Source organism: Bradyrhizobium sp. USDA 4449 (assembly GCF_054056275.1).
Map to the genome: position 1 here is coordinate 4760256 of NZ_JBSRYD010000001.1, position 15937 is coordinate 4776192.

14 protein-coding genes are annotated in these 15937 nt (G+C 64.7%); 2 read left to right on the forward strand and 12 right to left on the reverse strand.

Features of this window, described 5'->3' with window-relative positions:
• Positions 1-79: 79 nt before the first annotated feature.
• The gene (locus ACVIIW_RS22130) at positions 80-973 is read left to right on the forward strand and encodes a LysR family transcriptional regulator (RefSeq protein ID WP_456702662.1); all 894 of its coding nucleotides are present in this window, start codon (positions 80-82) and stop codon (positions 971-973) included.
• 198 nt (positions 974-1171) lie between these two features.
• Here the strand turns inward: ACVIIW_RS22130 and ACVIIW_RS22135 are convergent, their stop codons facing one another.
• The 11 genes from ACVIIW_RS22135 to ACVIIW_RS22185 form a co-directional block, all read right to left on the reverse strand.
• Positions 1172-3502: a PAS domain-containing sensor histidine kinase gene (locus tag ACVIIW_RS22135; protein ID WP_456702663.1), complete on the reverse strand. Its 2331-nt coding sequence runs from the start codon at positions 3500-3502 to the stop codon at positions 1172-1174.
• Between the two features lie 224 nt (positions 3503-3726).
• Positions 3727-5100 (reverse strand): cation diffusion facilitator family transporter, encoded by a 1374-nt coding sequence (locus ACVIIW_RS22140; protein WP_456702664.1) that lies wholly within the window; start codon positions 5098-5100, stop codon positions 3727-3729.
• A 271-nt stretch (positions 5101-5371) separates the two neighbouring features.
• A complete protein-coding gene (locus ACVIIW_RS22145) occupies positions 5372-6391 on the reverse strand; it encodes a zinc-binding dehydrogenase (protein WP_456702665.1) in 1020 nt (339 codons plus the stop codon).
• 25 nt (positions 6392-6416) lie between these two features.
• A complete protein-coding gene (locus tag ACVIIW_RS22150) occupies positions 6417-7412 on the reverse strand; it encodes an NAD(P)H-dependent flavin oxidoreductase (protein WP_456702666.1) in 996 nt (331 codons plus the stop codon).
• Between the two features lie 214 nt (positions 7413-7626).
• The gene (locus ACVIIW_RS22155) at positions 7627-8301 is read right to left on the reverse strand and encodes a hypothetical protein (RefSeq protein WP_456702667.1); all 675 of its coding nucleotides are present in this window, start codon (positions 8299-8301) and stop codon (positions 7627-7629) included.
• 58 nt (positions 8302-8359) lie between these two features.
• Entirely contained in the window at positions 8360-8563 is a 204-nt protein-coding gene (locus tag ACVIIW_RS22160; RefSeq protein WP_456702668.1) for a hypothetical protein, read from the reverse strand.
• A 390-nt stretch (positions 8564-8953) separates the two neighbouring features.
• A complete protein-coding gene (locus tag ACVIIW_RS22165; RefSeq protein ID WP_456702669.1) occupies positions 8954-9739 on the reverse strand; it encodes a fumarylacetoacetate hydrolase family protein in 786 nt (261 codons plus the stop codon).
• Positions 9739-10758 carry a 2-dehydropantoate 2-reductase gene (locus ACVIIW_RS22170; RefSeq protein ID WP_456702670.1) on the reverse strand — a complete coding sequence of 340 codons (1020 nt, stop codon included), beginning with the start codon at positions 10756-10758 and terminating at the stop codon, positions 9739-9741. The genes ACVIIW_RS22165 and ACVIIW_RS22170 overlap by 1 nt, the downstream gene beginning before the upstream one ends.
• Before the next feature lie 101 nt (positions 10759-10859).
• Complete coding sequence (locus tag ACVIIW_RS22175; protein ID WP_092226710.1) at positions 10860-11285, reverse strand: CBS domain-containing protein; 426 nt, start codon at positions 11283-11285, stop codon at positions 10860-10862.
• Between the two features lie 183 nt (positions 11286-11468).
• Positions 11469-12815 carry an oxalate/formate MFS antiporter gene (gene oxlT, locus ACVIIW_RS22180; RefSeq protein WP_456702671.1) on the reverse strand — a complete coding sequence of 449 codons (1347 nt, stop codon included), beginning with the start codon at positions 12813-12815 and terminating at the stop codon, positions 11469-11471.
• Positions 12816-13232: 417 nt separating this feature from the next.
• Complete coding sequence (locus ACVIIW_RS22185; RefSeq protein ID WP_237859263.1) at positions 13233-13370, reverse strand: hypothetical protein; 138 nt, start codon at positions 13368-13370, stop codon at positions 13233-13235.
• A 297-nt stretch (positions 13371-13667) separates the two neighbouring features.
• On the opposite strand from ACVIIW_RS22185, the gene ACVIIW_RS22190 reads away from it, so the two are divergent.
• Positions 13668-14999, forward strand: coding sequence for an Hsp70 family protein (locus ACVIIW_RS22190; protein WP_456702672.1), 1332 nt, complete (start codon positions 13668-13670; stop codon positions 14997-14999).
• 267 nt (positions 15000-15266) lie between these two features.
• Here the strand turns inward: ACVIIW_RS22190 and ACVIIW_RS22195 are convergent, their stop codons facing one another.
• A complete protein-coding gene (locus ACVIIW_RS22195; protein ID WP_456702673.1) occupies positions 15267-15710 on the reverse strand; it encodes an SRPBCC family protein in 444 nt (147 codons plus the stop codon).
• Positions 15711-15937: the final 227 nt, after the last annotated feature.

Here is a 15937-nt window from a genome sequence, read left to right on the forward strand (position 1 = left end):
CGCTCGAGGGTTTTTGCGTGTTGATGCAGGCCCGGCGTGATAGCTTGCATGCCACGACAGATGCGCAGGGGACGGACGGTTGATCGACAAGCTTGAACTGCTGCTGGCGCTGGCCAAGGAGCGGCATTTTGGACGGGCCGCGGAGGCCTGCGGCGTCACCCAGCCGACCATGTCGACCGGGCTCAAGCAGCTCGAGGAGATTCTGGGCGTGATGCTGGTGCAGCGTGGGTCTCGGTTTCAGGGCTTTACCCCCGAGGGCGAGCGAACGCTGGACTGGGCGCGGCGGATCGTGGGCGATGCGCGCGCGATGCGCGACGAGATCAACGGACTGAAGCACCAGCTCTCCGGCGAGATCCGCATTGCGGCGATTCCGACCGCGCTCGGCATGGTCGCGTCGCTGACGACGCCGTTCCGCGCGCGGCATCCCGAGGTGCGTTTCAGCATCCGCTCGACGACCTCATCGGAGGTGCTTGGGCTGCTCGAGAATCTCGAGGTCGATGCCGGGCTGACCTATATCGAGAACGAGCCGATCGGGAAGGTGCGCACCATTCCGCTTTACAACGAGAGCTATCGCCTGCTCACCGCGCCCGATGGGATGTTCGGCGACCGCGAGACGGTGACCTGGACCGAGGTCGGGCAGGTGCCGTTGTGTCTGCTGACACCTGATATGCAGAACCGCCGCATCATCGACCGTGCGCTGCGCTCGGTCGGCGCCGAGGCGACGCCCACCCTGACCTCGAACTCGCTGCTGGTACTGTTCACCCATGTCAAGACCGGACGATGGGCCAGCGTGATGCCGGCCAAGCTCGCCGAGACCCTCGGTCTGTCCGACAAGGTCCGCACGATTCCGATCGTCGACCCCGAGGTCAATTACAGCGTTGGCCTGGTGATTCCGCAGCGCGACCCGATGACGCCGCTGATCGCAGCGCTGGTCAATGTCGCGCGCGAAGTGGCTCCGAGCCTGCAATCGTAAAGCTGATCGCATCTGGTGTGCACGATGGGGCGGCATCGGCACTGGGCTCGCTTCCCGATTGCGGGAGAGGGTTGGGGAGAAGGTGTCTCCGCAACGGGACAATCCCCAAGAGGAAAGAACCCTCGCCCCGCCACGCTCTGCGAGCGTGTCCGCCTCTCCCGCAAGCGGGAGAGGCGGAGCAAACAGTCCTCGTGAAATTCACGCTGCCGCCGATATCCCGGCGCCGGCCTTGATCGCATCGCGCGGCAGCGTCACGCGGACCACGGTGCCGGCTTCCAGCCTGGAGCGCAGCCGCATCGAGCCGCCGTGGAGCTGCGCCAGCGAGCGGGCGATCGCAAGGCCAAGGCCGGAGCCGTGATAGGTCTTGGTGAGCTGGCTCTCGACCTGCTCGAACGGGCGTCCGAGCCGGGCCAGCGAGTGCGGCGCGATGCCGATCCCGGTGTCGGCGATCATCAGCACGATCTTGTCCTCGAGCTGCCGGCTGCGCACCACGATGCGTCCGCCGTCGGGCGTGAACTTCACCGCGTTGGACAGCAGGTTCACGACGATCTGCTTGGTGGCGCGGCGGTCGGCGACGACGGAGATGGATTTCTCGATGTCGGCATCCAGCGTCAGGTTCTTGTCCTGGGCCCGGCCGGAGACGACGCGCAGGGATTCGGCCAGCGTCCGCGACAGGTCGAGCTCTTCCATGTCGAGCTTCATCCGGCCGGCCTCGATCTTGGACATGTCGAGGATGTCGTTGATGACCTCGAGCAAATAGTGCCCGCTGGTCAGGATGTCGTGGCAATATTCCTGGTACTTCTCTGAGCCGAGCTCGCCGAACATGCCCGAGCCCATGATCTCGGAGAAGCCGATGATGGCGTTGAGCGGCGTGCGCAGCTCATGGCTCATGTTGGCGAGGAATTTCGACTTGGTCTGGTTGGCTTCCTCGGCCCGGGTCTTCTCGCGTTGGTACTTCTCGGCGAGATCGGCGAGCTCGATCGTCTGGCGTTCCAGCGCCGCCTGCGAGCGCTTGAGATCGATGACGGTGGCGCGCAGGCGCAGATCGTTGTCAACGAGCTTCTGTTCGTGCTCCTTGATCCTGGTGATGTCCGTGCCGACGGAGACGTAGCCGCCGTCCTTGGTGCGGCGCTCGCTGATATGCAGCCAGCTGCCGTCGTCGAGCTGCGCCTCGAAAGTCCGTGCGCCCGGGCCTTGGGCCGCGGTCTCGTTGTGGCGGGTGCGGACTTCAGGCATGCGGCCGACTTCCAGCACGGTCTCGTAGGAGGTGCCCGGAATCACGGCCGTATCGGGTAGCTTGTGCAGGCGCTGGAAGTGCGAATTGCAGAGCACCAGGCGGTCGCTCGCGTCCCACAGCACGAAGGCTTCCGGAATGGTCTCGATCGCGTCGCGCAGGCGAAGGTCGGCTTCCACGGTGCGCTCGGCGAGGCTCTTCTGCTCGGTGATATCGACCGCGATGCCGATCAGGTGCATGCCGGCATCGCTGGCGCCGCGGGTCCGCTCGCAGCGGACGCGCAGCCAGATCCAGTGGCCATCGACGTGCTGCATGCGGAAGATCTGGTCGATGTGGTCGATCTTCCCGGAGATCAGCTGGTCGGCGATCTCGAACAGGTCGATGTCGTCGGACTTCACCAGCGCGTTGACCTCGCCGAAGGTCAGGAGCTCGTTGCGGCCGTCGAGGCCGAGCATCGAGAACATCGACTGCGACCAGAAAATCCGGCCGCGCGACAAGTCCCAGTCCCACAGCCCGCAGCGGCCGCGATTGAGCGCAGTGTCGATTCGGCCGCGCACGGCATCGTTGATGAGGTCGCCTTCGCGGGCGCGGGTCGACTGCCAGTGGAAGGCGAAACCGAGGATCAGGACGACGAAGCCTGTCGTCGCGGACAGCGTCACCGACAGCGCCGCGTCCGAGCCCCAGATCGGTTCGTTGCGCTCCTGGATCACGGTGACAAGGCCCGGCAGCGACTTGATCGGCCGCGAGGTCGCCAACGCGGCGTTGCCATCAGGCAGCGTCATGCTGGAGACGTCATTGTCGCGCGGCGGCGCGGCGAGCAGCTGGGCGGTGGTGATCGCATCGAGCAGGCGGTCGTTGCCGGCGGGATCATTGTCGATCGGGATGCGGGCAAGGATGCGGCCGTTCACGCCCGCCGAGGTGACGACGACATGGCGGCCCGAGATCCTGGCCCGCGACGGAATCATGTCGGGGAGCAGTGCCGGCAAGTTCTCGATGTTCTTCAGTCGCTCGCCGCGCACGGAGGTGACGCGGTCGATGCGTTCGGCGAGCAGCTCGGCGAGGGATGAAATGTCGTTCTGGATGACCAGGCGCTTCTGGCGCGTCTGGTCGACGACCTGGACGAACGCGCCGAGGCAGATCGTGATGAGGAAGGCGATGATGAGCGTCGGCACCGCGCGACGTAGCGCCGGCTCTGCGATCAGGAGCCGGTGATAGGCAGGTTTCGCGATCGATTGCGCCAATCCCTTGATCGAATCGGATTGGACGCACGCGTTCGCGGCGTCTGCGCGCGCCATGCCTTCGGCCCCCTGAAAACCTGCTTGCGACGAATTTCGAAAGCAGCCCCACGTCGCTTTCGAATCACAGCGATTTGAATCCACTTTGCGCAGGCTGTCGAGAGTCAACGAAACGTTAACGCGAAATAATTCTTATCCAATGGAGAGTTTCGTGCTGCGAGCCCGCAAACCCACGTGGACGAGGAGTCCGAAACAGGAACGTGCGACTCCTCACACCGTCGCCATCACGCGCGCGGCGGCTCGGCGTGACTGATGACGCGCTTCACGCTCGGGAATGCGCGACGCAGCCGGCGTTCGATCGCGTCGACGTGCTCGTGCACCTTGATCACGCTCATCGATGGCGTGGCGCGGCAGTGGAAGTTGACGATCTCGCCGGCTTCGGTGTTGCGAACGCGCACGTTATGGATGTCGTGGATCTCGCCGCCGGCGGCATATTCGGTCAGCGCCGCGGCGATGGTCTGCACCCTCTCAGGCGCAACGTCGACGCCGAACGGCAGTTCCGGTTCCAGCGGCTCGATATGGACGTCGACCTCGACGTCCGCACCGAACTCTTCCTGGATGTTACGTTCCAGCATGTTGGCGACGTCATGGGCGGCGTCGAGCCGCATCTCGGCGTCGACTTCGAGGTCGATGCTGACGATCAGCTTGGTGCCGAGATCGTGCACCGTGACGTGGTGGATGGCGAGCGCCGAATTGCGCGCGATCACCATGATGCGGTCGCGCACGGTCTCGTTGTCGCGGGCGACGGGGATGGCCGCGAATGAGAGGTCGGCATCGCCGAACGCCTTGCCGAGAGCGGCCTGGGCGTTGCGCTTGATGCTCTCGACGCGGTCGATCGGGTAGGTCCTGGGCACCTTGACGATGCTGTCGATGAAGGTGGTCGCCCCGACCATGCGCACGCGCAGCCGCTCGACCTCGATCACGCCGGGCACGCTGCGGATCGCGACCGTGGCCTTCTCCAGGGCCCCTTCCGGCGCGCGGTCGACCAGCGTGTGCACGGTGGAGCTCGCCATGCGCAGGCCGAGAGCCGCGATCATCACGGCCACGGCGGCGGCTGCCGCGGCGTCACCCCACCAGAAGCCGAAGGCTGCGAGAATCAGGCCCACGATCACGGCACATGAGCCCATCACGTCCGACGCAAAGTGCAGCGCGTCCGCAGCGAGCGCTTCGCTCCTCGTCTCCCGGGCGGCGCGGTGCAGGGCACGGGCGCGCCAGAGATTGACGACGATATCGACGACCAGCACGACGAACGGGACGGCCGAAATCGTCGGCGGCGGGGTTCCCTCACGCAGATGGCTGTAGGACTGGACCAGAATGCCGCCGGCGAGCACGTAAAGCAGCGCGGTGACGCCCAGCGCCGAGATGCTCTCGAGCTTGCCGTGGCCGTAATGGTGCTCGTCATCGGCGGGCTTGTCGGAGACCCGCACCACCGCCCAGGTGATGATGGTCGCGACCAGGTCGATCGAGGAGTGCAGCGCTTCCGAGATCAGCGCCAGCGATCCGATCGCGATGCCGACGATGAGTTTGGCCGCCGCCATGCCGCCGCTGGCCAGGATCGAGATGGCCGCGACCGATGTCTTGTCGTGTTGTCCGCTCATGGCGGGGGATTTAGCAGCCTAACGGCGAACATCAAGCGACCATCCACAAGCTGTAGTCGCAAGTGAGTTGCAGGAGCGAAGCTGTTGCGAATGCTTCTGAATTGAAGGGCGGTCTACTATGCCACGAGTTCGGTCTTGTAGGGTGGGTTAGCCTTGGGGCTGCGCAAAGCGCAGGCGCTGGGCGTAACCCACCGGTTTGAGCTCCACGGCCAAAGAAGTGGTGGGTTACGCTTCGCCAACCCACCCTACGAGACCGCCTTCGGAACGCCGACTACGGCAGCGTCACCACGATCTTCCCCAGATGCTTGTTCGCCTCCATGTGCTCGAACGCCTTGTCGATGTCGGAGAATGGATAGACCTTGTCGATCGGCAGCTGGAGTTTTCGCGATTCCACCGCGCCCCAGATGTCCTTCCTGACCGCCTCGAAGATCGCGCGGACTTCCTCGAGGCTGCGGGTGCGGAAGGTGACGCCGATATAGCTGATGCGGCGGGCCGCATGCAGGTCGAAGTTGAAATCGGCATGGGTGCCGCCGAGCCGGCCGACATTGACGATGCGGCCGAGCACCTTCGTCGCGGCGAGGTTCTGGTTGGCGACCCGGCCTGACACCTGATCGACGGTGAGGTCGACGCCTTCGCCGCCGGTCGCCTTCAGCACCTCGTCGACCCATTTGGGGTCGGAGGAGTCGACCGCGAGGTCGGCGCCATATTCCTTCAGCCGGCCGCGGCGATAGGCATCGGTCGAGGAGCCGATCACGAGCCTGGCGCCCTTGAGTTTGGCAATTTGCATCGCCATCAGGCCGACGCCCGAGCTGGCGCCCTGGATCAGCACGGCCTGGCCGGGCTGCATGCCGCCGACTGTGACGACGGCATGCAGCACGGCCTGGCCGGGCTGCATGCCGCCGACTGTGACGACGGCATTGTGCATGGTCGCGAGCCCGACGGGCAGGGTCGCGGCCTCCTCGAACGTCATGTCGGAGGGCAGGCGGAACAACCTGCCGTGGTCGGCAAGCGTATACTCCGCGAACGCCGCGCCGCCCGAACCCATGATGCGATCGCCGACCTCCAAGCCCTTGGCGTCCGCTCCGAGCTCGGCAACTTCGCCGGCCCATTCCATGCCAAGCACGGTGCCGACGCCGCCGGCCGCACCGTGCGCGTGGCCCTTGCGCATGCCGGTATCGGCGCGATTGAGACCACAGGCGCGGACCTTGACGAGCACCTGCGTGCCCTCAGGCTTTGGTTGAGCGACGTCGGAAATCCGAGCGCCTTCAGGACCGTAGACATAAGCCTTCATGAATTGCTCTCGCTTCTTGCAGTGATTATTCCGCGGCCTGCGCGTTTGGTTGAGCGATCATGCCTTCGAGCCTGGAACGTATGATGGCCTCCGCTTCGCGCACGATGCGCGAGATGAGCTCGCCGCAGCTCGGGATGTCCTGGATCAGGCCCTGCACCTGGCCGGCCGACCAGATGCCTTCATCCGAATTGCCTGTCGCGTAGACCATCTTGCCGCGGGCGCCGGCGACGAGCTCGCGGATGTCCTCGAACTTGGCGCCCTCCTTCTCCATCGCAACGACCTTGGTCGATATCTCGTTCCTGGCGACGCGCGAGGTGTTGCGCATGGTGCGGAAGATCAGCTCGGTCTCGCGCTCGTCATTGGCCACGATCTTTTCCTTGATGAGCTGGTGGATCGGGCTCTCCTTGGTCGCCATGAAGCGGGTGCCCATGTTGATGCCTTCGGCGCCGAGCGCGAGCGCCGCGACGAGGCCGCGGGCGTCGGCAAAGCCGCCGGAGGCGATCATCGGGATCTTGACCTTGTTGGCGGCGGCCGGGATCAGGATCAGGCCGGGGGTGTCATCCTCGCCGGGATGGCCGGCGCATTCGAAGCCGTCGATCGAGATGGCGTCGACGCCCATCCGCTCGGCCGACAGCGCATGCCGTACGCTGGTGCATTTGTGCACGACCTTGACGCCGTGCTTCTTGAATTCGTCGACATGCTCCTGCGGCTTGTTGCCGGCGGTCTCCACCACCGTGATGCCGCTGTCGATGATGGCGGCGCGGTATTCGGCGTAAGGCGGCGGCTTGATCGCGGGCAGGATGGTGAGGTTGACGCCAAACGGCTTGTCGGTGAGGTCGCGGCAGCGCGCGATCTCCCTGGTCAGGTCCTCCGGCGTCGGCTGGGTCAGCGCGGTGATGAAGCCGAGGGCGCCGGCATTGGCGACCGCGGCGACCAACTCGGCTCGCCCGACCCATTGCATGCCGCCCTGGACGATCGGGTGCTCGACCCCGACGAGCTTCGTGAACCGTGTCTGCAGCATGTGTTTCCCCCGCCTGCGTGGCAGGCTCTGTTATCGGTTGATGGGGAAGAGGATGCCGCCGGGGCCGGGAAATGTCTATTGTTGGGGCGTGCGGTGTGGGCGGGGCTGCCTAGCGAAGCAATCCAGGCTGTGCCGTCGCGGACGGCCGGATTGCTTCGTCGCCAGCGCAAGGTTGCCTTGCAATTTTGACGCGGCGTCCTCGCAATCACGGCGGCTACTCCGCCGACAACCGCACCATCTGCCGGCCGCCGTTCATCTCTTTCAGGCTGTTGACGAAGTTTTCGGGGCGCTGCCAGCGATTGGGGACTTTCAAACCCATATACTCGGCGATATCGCCGATGAAGCCCGTGCAGTTGGTCGTCTCTGCGTTCCAGACCGGAGAGCTCGCTTTCAGCTTCTCGATATAGGCGAACACCCGCTTGGCATCGGCCTCGTTGAGGTACACGCGATAGCTCGCGGTCAGATAGTCGGGATCGAGGTCGCCGTAGCTTGCGCCGGTCTCTGACGGTACCCAGGTGAAGTAGCCGAGCACGTAACTCCAGGTGTCACCGGCCGGCGTAAGGCCCGCAACCTCGACCGCGCGCTCGCTGGTCTTGCCGTACCAGACGAAGGCATGCCCCCAGCTCGCCGCCGTCCGCGCGCGGAAGTCGACGTAATAGGGGCCTTTCTCGGCGCGCGCCAGCGAGCGCCGCGCCGCTTGCGGTGAGGAGCGCGCCGCGGTGTCGGTCGTGACAAGCGCACTGGCATCGGCCATGCGCTTGTTCGTTTCGCGGTTCGCGCCTTGGTTCGTACCTTGCGCCGAAGCCGAGGCCATCATGCATGCGATCAAGGTCGCAAGCGCGAGGCCCGCAAGGATGCAGGATCCCGATCGATCAGGTTTGTTCGTCACCTTGAGCCCCTCGACTGTCGGCCGCTTCTCGCAGATCCCGCGCGTCGTTTGCGGTGCCTCAGTAGCGCGCGGCGACCGGGGCGGGCGCCTTGCCGATCGGAGCCTTGCCAACCGGGCTCTTGCCGATCGGCATCTTGCCGATCGGGGCCTGTTCGGCCGGATAGACCGGCACGGGCTGGCGGCGCGGCAGATCCGCAGCGTTTGCTGCCGTCACCAGAGCAAGCGTGGCACCCAGAACAATTGCAATCTTCTTCACAGTCATACCCCTAGAAGGTTTGGTCCAAACACGGCTGGTCCGTGCCCCCAGACACGCCTTACAAAAGGGCTGCCGAATGCGTCCACAGTGCGGCATCCCTGCGACAAGTTGGCGGCATTGATCGGCGCGCAGATGTCATGTGTTTCGAAATGTGCGTGGGCACATCAGGCGGCGTCAGGCTGACGGCGCGGTGGCGCGTCTTGTACGTCAGCGAGGCCGTGGAAATGATCGCCCGGCGGTCGCCATCATGTGCGCGCCGAGCCCGCGAGCGCGCCGAGCAGACCGGAGAGGAAGCCGAGGATGAAACGCATGGGCTGTTGGTCGCAGGCAGGCCCATCGTGGTTCGAACCGGATTGTAATTCCGGCCTCCCCCCCCCCGAAGCACTGCCCGTGCAACTACAACCTGAACTCGTTCGTCAGTTCGCCGATGCCGTCGATCGCCACCGTCACAATGTTCACCGGCTCCTTCATGACGCCGACGCCGACCGAGGTCCCGACGGCGATGAGGTCGCCGGGCAGCAACGTCATGTCATGTGAGATCTTGCTGACGAGCGCTTGCGCGCTGAAGATCATGTCGGAGATCGGATAATTCTGCCGCTCGGCGCCGTTGAGGATGGTGCGAACCGCGAGCCTGGCCGGATCGAGGCCGGTCGAGATCACGGGGCCGAACGGGCCGTAATCGTCGATGCCCTTGGCGCGGGCCCATTGCGGGAAGGTGGGATCGCTGGTCAGGATGTCGTTGGCGGTGATGTCGTTGACGCAGGTGTAGCCGAAGATGAAGCCGTCAGCTTCGTCGGGCGAAACACGCGCGCAGGTCTTGCCGATGACGATGCCGAGCTCGCCCTCGTAGGTGGTCTTGCCGTCGTAGTAGGAGGGACGGCGGATCACGGCACCCGGCCTCGTGATGGTGGTGGTGGCCTTGAGCAGATAGAGCGGCTCCGGTGGCTCGGGCTGGTTCAGCTTGGCCGCGAGCGCGTGAAAATTATTCCAGAGCGCGACGATCTTGCTGGGGGCGCTAGGAGCGAGCAGCTCGACCTCCGACAGCGCCAGCGTCTTGCCCGTCGCAGTATTGCGGCCGAACATCTCGCCCTCATGGACGCTGATTTCAGCTGCGGTCAGCGTGCCGAAGCCGGTGCTGCCGGCGTGGCGGAAGCGCAGCCATTTTTTCGTCTCGGTGCCCATCACGCCACCGCCAGCGCGCGAGGATCAGACCGCGCGGAGACGCCGTCATAGAGGCCGGCGACGCGGGCGCGCTGGGTCACCATCGCCAGCACGGAATCCAGCGCCGGGGTGGGGATTTTGGTCAACCGGCCCATCTCCTGCACCACGGTGACGAGAGGGTCGATCTCCATCGGACGGCCGCGCTCGAGATCCTGCAGCATCGAGGTCTTGTGCGCGCCGACCTTGCGGGCGCCCTCGATGCGGCGCTCGACATCGACGCGGAACTTGACGCCGAAGGTTTCGGCGATGGCTTGCGTCTCCACCATGATCGCCCGCGACAGCGCCCGCGTGGACGGATCGGTGCAGATCACGTCGAGCGTTGCATGGGTCAGCGCGCTGATCGGGTTGAAGCAGACATTGCCCCAGAGCTTGAGCCAAATTTCGTCGCGGATGCGGTCGAGCACCGGCGCCTTCAGGCCGGCCGCGACGAACAGGTCGGCGAGCCGCTGCACGTCCGAGGTGATCTCGCCGGAGGGCTCGCCGAGCGGGAAATTGGTGCCGTAGACGTGGCGGATCACGCCGGGCGCCTCGATCTCGGTGGCGGGATAGACGATGCAGCCGATGGCGCGTTCGGCCCCCAGCTCGCGCCATTGCCGCCCGCCGGGATCGATGCTCTCCAGCGTCGAGTTCTCGTATTCGCCGCCATGCTTGTAAAAATACCAGTAGGGAATGCCGTTGACGGCGGTGACGATGCGGGTGTGGGGCCCGAGCAGCGGCGCCATCTTCTCGATCACGCCGGTGATCGAATGCGCCTTCAGCGTGACGATGACGTAGTCCTGCACGCCGAGCTCGGCCGCGTTGTCGGTGCAGCGGGGACGGACGGTGTGCGTCTCCTCGCCGGCGAGCAGCGTCAGGCCGCGCTCGCGCATGGCGGCGAGATGCGCGCCGCGCGCGACCAGGCTGACATCGGCGCCTGCGCGCGCCAGCTGCACGCCGAGATATCCGCCGATCGCGCCGGCGCCGTAGATGCAGATCTTCATGAAATCCTCGCGGGGGTAGCGGAATTTGGCGACGAGAGATCCGGTCCGGCTCGGATGTGTCCGAGCCGGCCAGGCAGTTGCAGGGAAGAGGCGTGGCCGCTTTAGGCGGCTTGCGGCGTGCTGTTGGTCGCCTCGTCGACGGCGGCCGCGATGTCGCGCATGCTGATGACGGAGACGAGGCTGTAGTCGTCGATCACCGGCAGGTGCCGGATGTGATTCCGATTCATCAGATGCCGGACATGCTCGATCGTGTCGGAGGAGGTGCAGGAGACGAGCTGCTGCACCGACACGAGCTGCGAGACTTTCACGTTGACTGCATTGGCGCCGTGCTCGGCAACCGCGCGCACCACGTCGCGCTCGGTGAACATGCCGACCGCAGTGTTGCCTTCCGAGCGGACCACGTCCTTCACCACCAGCGCGCTGATGTTGTTGGCCCGCATCAGCTTGGCGGCAATACCCACCGTTTCGTTCATTCGCACCGTGACAACGCGCGGCGTCTTCTTGCGCAGAATGTCTCCGACCAGCATGGCAACCTCCCTGGGGTGAACGTGGAGGGAGTGTGGTATACATAATGCCAATCGTCAAGCGCTGGATTTGGCTGATCCGAGAAATCTTGCGGCAGCGATGCTGACGTTTGTTCTCGCAAAACAAAGAAAAAGGGGCGCATCGCTGCGCCCCGTTTCATCAGTCGTATATGGGGGTCTGGCGGCTCAGGCCGTCCCGGTCTTGGCGCGGGTCTTGGCAGGTGTCTCGGCGCTGCCGGCAGCCGCATTGGCGCTCTCGGCTTCGTTGCCCAGGATGAAGGAGCGGCGCATGGGCTTGATCACGAAGATGGCCATCAGCGCCGCCGTCGCGTTCAGCGCCACGGCCACCACGAACACGGCCTTCCAGCCATAGGCGGCCGAGATCACGCTTGCGAGCGGAACCAGCAACGCGGCGGTACCCTTCGCGGTGTAGAGCATGCCGTTGTTGGTGGTCGCATATTTCGAACCGAAGGTATCACCGCTGGTGGCGGGGAACAGCGAATAGATCTCGCCGAACACGCCGAAATAGACCGCGGTCGCCAGCACGAAGACGAGCGGGATGTGGCCATAGGTCGACAGCGTCAGGAGCATCAGCGCAGCAGTGCCGAACGCGATGAACATGGTGTGCTCGCGGCCGATCGTATCCGACACGAAGCCGAAGAACGGACGTCCGAAGCCGTCGAAGATGCGGTCGAGCGAGATCGCGAAGGTCAGGGCCGCCATCTCGAAGCCGGCGAGCGAAACAGGCGTATCGGCGATCTTGAAGTCGTGCGCGATCGGCGCGATCTGCGCCGCGGTCATCAGACCGCCCGAGGCGACCATCACGAAGACGAGGTACATTACCCAGAAAATAGGGGCGCGCAGCACCTGCGGCGGGGTGAAGTCGACCTGGGTCTGCGGCAAATTGAGCCGCTTCTTCTTCGGCGGGATCGAAAGCCGCGGCGGCTGGATGAAGAAGGCGAGCAGGAACACGATCACGCCCTGGCCGATGCCGAACGTGAAGAACGCGCTCTGATAGCCGCTCGCTGCGATCATGTGCGCAATCGGCACCACGGTGAGGGCTGCGCCCGCGCCGAAGCCCGCGGCCGTGGCACCGGCGGCGAGGCCGCGGCGATCGGGAAACCATTTCAGCGCATTGCCGACGCAGGTGCCGTACACCGCGCCCGCGCCCATGCCGCCGAACACGGCCGCCGCGTAGAGCAGGGGAAGCGAGTCAGCATAGGAGTTGAGCACCCAGGACAGCGTGATCATCACGGCACCGAACATGATGACGATGCGCGGGCCGTATTTGTCGACGAACCACGCCTCGACCGGCACCAGCCACGTCTCCGTGATGACGAAGATGGTGAAAGCGAGCTGGATCGAGGCGCGACCCCAATGGTGTGCGTGATCGATCGGATCGACGAACAGGGTCCAGCCATATTGCAGGTTGGCAATCATCGCCATGCAGGCGATGCCCATGGCGAGCTGGAGCCAGCGGAAACCTGTGCGAAGAGGCGCAGCGGTGACGGCGCCATCCGTGCTGGAAATCATCAACAACCTCCCAAGCGCCTGTCTGTCACGACAGCGCCGCCTACATGGCGGAGTGTCGCAAATATTGTGGCTTATGGTGCAAGCGCGGCAGGCAGCTTGGTATACCATATTCCAGAATGCAAGCCCTATGTCGGGGGTAAGCTCAAGAAAAGTGCAGGATTCCCCGGGGTTTCCGGTATCGGGGTATTTTCGGGAAGCCGAAACGCCCGGCCAAGAGGCGGGCGCGATGCGCGAGATGGAAGCGAGGTCGGATGTTGATTGCGCCGCCACCACCTTGCGCCAGCGCTTGAACGCCACGAGCGCCAGCAGCAAGGTCAGGATCCGGCCGCGAGGATGAGCACGTGGATCTCGCGGCGGGCGAAGAACACGAGGCCCGACAGGACCACGAACCAGATCGGATCATGGCCCCGGGTGCGCTTACAGGCCGAAGCGGGGGAGATCGCCGTTCTGGTTGGAAATCTCGGCGCTCGCCATCAGGAAGCGGTCGACGGCCGCCATGAAGCGGGCGAACAGCGAGGCGGAGGGCGCAAGCGCGACGGAAGCGGTCTTGGACATCGGAATTCCCTTTCTTAAAGACAGTCAGCAATACTGTCTCATTTCGAAGGTTGTTCTATGTATACCAGATGCCAATGTCCACACACGCCATTGCATAACAGCATGTGAATGCCGCATTGCAGCATACTACCTTCGTTAAAGCAGGCCGTTTAGGCCTGGAAACGGGGCTTTTTCGGCCTCAGAACAGCGAGAGGTAGGTCCGGGCTACTCCGGACCCGGCCGTGCCGGGCTCTTGGCACCGCAGTGCAAAACCGTTAGTGGTTCGCCCCCTTTTCCTATCATCAGTCAGAGTGGTTCATGTCGAGCGCCTCGCCCGCCGTCTCGATCGGCATCGATTTTGGGACCAGCAACACCGTCGTCGCACTTGCCGCGGACGATCGCCGGGTCGAGGCCATCAGGTTCGACCACGGCGGACAGCGCCACAGCACTTACGTCTCGGCACTGTGCTTCTGGGAGGACCGGCCGGGCGCCGGCGCCCAGGCCGAAGGCGGACCGTGGGCGATCGAGCAGTTTCTCGAGGGGCGCCACGTCTATCGTTTCCTGCAGTCGTTCAAGACCTTTGCGGCAAGCTCGAGCTTCAACACCACGCAGGTGTTTCGGCAGCGCTTCAAGTTCGAGGACATTCTGGCGGCATTCCTGCGCACCCTGGCGCGTCATGGCGGTGACAGGTTCGGCTTCGAGGCCGCCAACATCACGGTCGGCCGTCCCGTGCGCTTTGCCGGCGGCAATCCCGACGACGATCTCGCCATGCAGCGCTACCGCGCCGCGTTCGAGCGCCTGGGCGCCGGTCACGCGCGTTATGTCTACGAGCCCGTCGGCGCGGCGTTCTCCTTCGCCCGGCGCCTCGAGCGCGACGCCACCGTGCTGGTTGCGGATTTCGGCGGCGGCACCAGCGATTTCTCGGTGATGCGGTTCTCCCGCGCCGGCGGCCATTTGCGGGCCGAACCGCTCGGACACGCCGGCATCGGGATTGCGGGCGACACGTTCGATTATCGCATCGTCGACCACGTGGTCTCGCCGCGGCTCGGCAAGGGTTCGAGCTTCCGCTCGTTCGACAAGGTGCTGCCGATCCCGAACAGCCACTACACCAACCTCGCACGCTGGCATCAGCTCGCGCTGATGAAGAGCAACGGCGATTTGCGCGAGCTCAGGGAGCTTGCGCGCACGGCGGTGGAGCCTGAACAGCTCGAGGATTTCATCACCATCGTCGACCTCGATCTCGGCTTCTCGCTGTACCGCGCGGTGTCTGACGCCAAGGTCGCGCTGTCGGCCAAAGACGAGGTGGATTTCCGCTTCAAGGGCGGCGGCGTCGATATCGGCTCCGCCATCACGCGGAAGAAATTTGATAGCTGGATTGCCGACGACATCGCGCGGCTGGGCGCTACCGTCGACAAGGTGCTGGGCGAAGCCCGCATCACCGCGCGCGAGGTGGAGAAGGTGTTCTTGACCGGCGGCACCTCCTTCGTTCCGGCGGTTCGAAAACTGTTCGCCGACCGGTTCGGCAACGAGCGGCTGATGTCGGGCGACCAGTTCGAATCGATCGCCTACGGCCTGGCGCTGATCGGACACAGTGCCGAACCGGATCGCTGGACCGCGGATGGTGGGTTGAAGTCGAAGGCCGGCGCATAACCCTCGTTGCGATCAGCGGCCGCACACCCGGTGCGGGTTATTCTCGCGGAGGGTTCCTCATTCTCCGTGATTGCGACGAGCTCTTGCGGCGAAGCAATCCAGGCTGCCACCGCGGAGGGATTCTGGATTGCTTGCCGGCGCCCTCATCGGGCCGCGCTTCGCGCGGACCCGCTGGCTCGTTATGACGACGTGCGGAGATGCGCGCATCCGATCGAACAGATTGACCCGCGGCTTTCATTCGGATCGCACCCGACGGCGCGCTACAAGCTACTGATTGATCTCGGGCTCGACGAGCTTGGCAAGATTGCGCAGCGATTCCTGCCAACCGAGATAGCAGGCCTCGACTGGAATGGCGTCGGGTAGGCCGGCCTGCGTGATATCGACTTCGGTGCCGACCAAGACCTTCTTCAGGGTTACGGTCACCTCGATCACGCCCGGCAGGTTGGGGTCGTCGAATCGATCCGTGTAGCGCAGGCGCTGGCCGGGGACGAGCTCGAGATATTCGCCGCCAAACGAATGGCCGTTGCCCGTGGTGAAGTTCCGGAAGGACATCTTGAACGTGCCCCCGACCTTCGGCTCGAGATGATGCACGGTGCAGGTGAAGCCGTTGGGCGGAAGCCATTTCGCCAATGCATCCGCCTCCACGAAGGCGCGATAGACTTTTTCCGGGCTGGTCGTGAGAACGCGGTGCAGGCGTACGGTGCCGGGCATGTTTGTCATTCCTTATAAGCTGATGGGCTCGACATTATCGTCTGTTGGCCCTTCATGCACCGAGGACGAAGGAGAGGCTCTCGATCCGACAAAGCATTGCAGAAAAAGAGAGCCGCCGGAACCGGCGGCTATGTCGCCTGGCTGATCTGCGGCTCATCGCGTGCAGTCTTCACCTGCACACAACGTTCCCATGCGGCCCCGGCCGTTGAGATTGCCTGGCGGCAGCA

Coding starts and splice junctions, on each gene's coding strand:
- ACVIIW_RS22185 (WP_237859263.1), bottom strand. CDS start 13,370: ATGTCCAAGACCGCTTCCGTCGCGCTTGCGCCCTCCGCCTCGCTGTTC.
- ACVIIW_RS22190 (WP_456702672.1), top strand. CDS start 13,668: ATGTCGAGCGCCTCGCCCGCCGTCTCGATCGGCATCGATTTTGGGACC.
- ACVIIW_RS22135 (WP_456702663.1), bottom strand. CDS start 3,502: ATGGCGCGCGCAGACGCCGCGAACGCGTGCGTCCAATCCGATTCGATC.
- ACVIIW_RS22170 (WP_456702670.1), bottom strand. CDS start 10,758: ATGAAGATCTGCATCTACGGCGCCGGCGCGATCGGCGGATATCTCGGC.
- ACVIIW_RS22160 (WP_456702668.1), bottom strand. CDS start 8,563: ATGACTGTGAAGAAGATTGCAATTGTTCTGGGTGCCACGCTTGCTCTG.
- ACVIIW_RS22140 (WP_456702664.1), bottom strand. CDS start 5,100: ATGAGCGGACAACACGACAAGACATCGGTCGCGGCCATCTCGATCCTG.
- ACVIIW_RS22150 (WP_456702666.1), bottom strand. CDS start 7,412: ATGCTGCAGACACGGTTCACGAAGCTCGTCGGGGTCGAGCACCCGATC.
- oxlT (WP_456702671.1), bottom strand. CDS start 12,815: ATGATTTCCAGCACGGATGGCGCCGTCACCGCTGCGCCTCTTCGCACA.
- ACVIIW_RS22165 (WP_456702669.1), bottom strand. CDS start 9,739: ATGGGCACCGAGACGAAAAAATGGCTGCGCTTCCGCCACGCCGGCAGC.
- ACVIIW_RS22145 (WP_456702665.1), bottom strand. CDS start 6,391: ATGAAGGCTTATGTCTACGGTCCTGAAGGCGCTCGGATTTCCGACGTC.
- ACVIIW_RS22175 (WP_092226710.1), bottom strand. CDS start 11,285: ATGCTGGTCGGAGACATTCTGCGCAAGAAGACGCCGCGCGTTGTCACG.
- ACVIIW_RS22195 (WP_456702673.1), bottom strand. CDS start 15,710: ATGCCCGGCACCGTACGCCTGCACCGCGTTCTCACGACCAGCCCGGAA.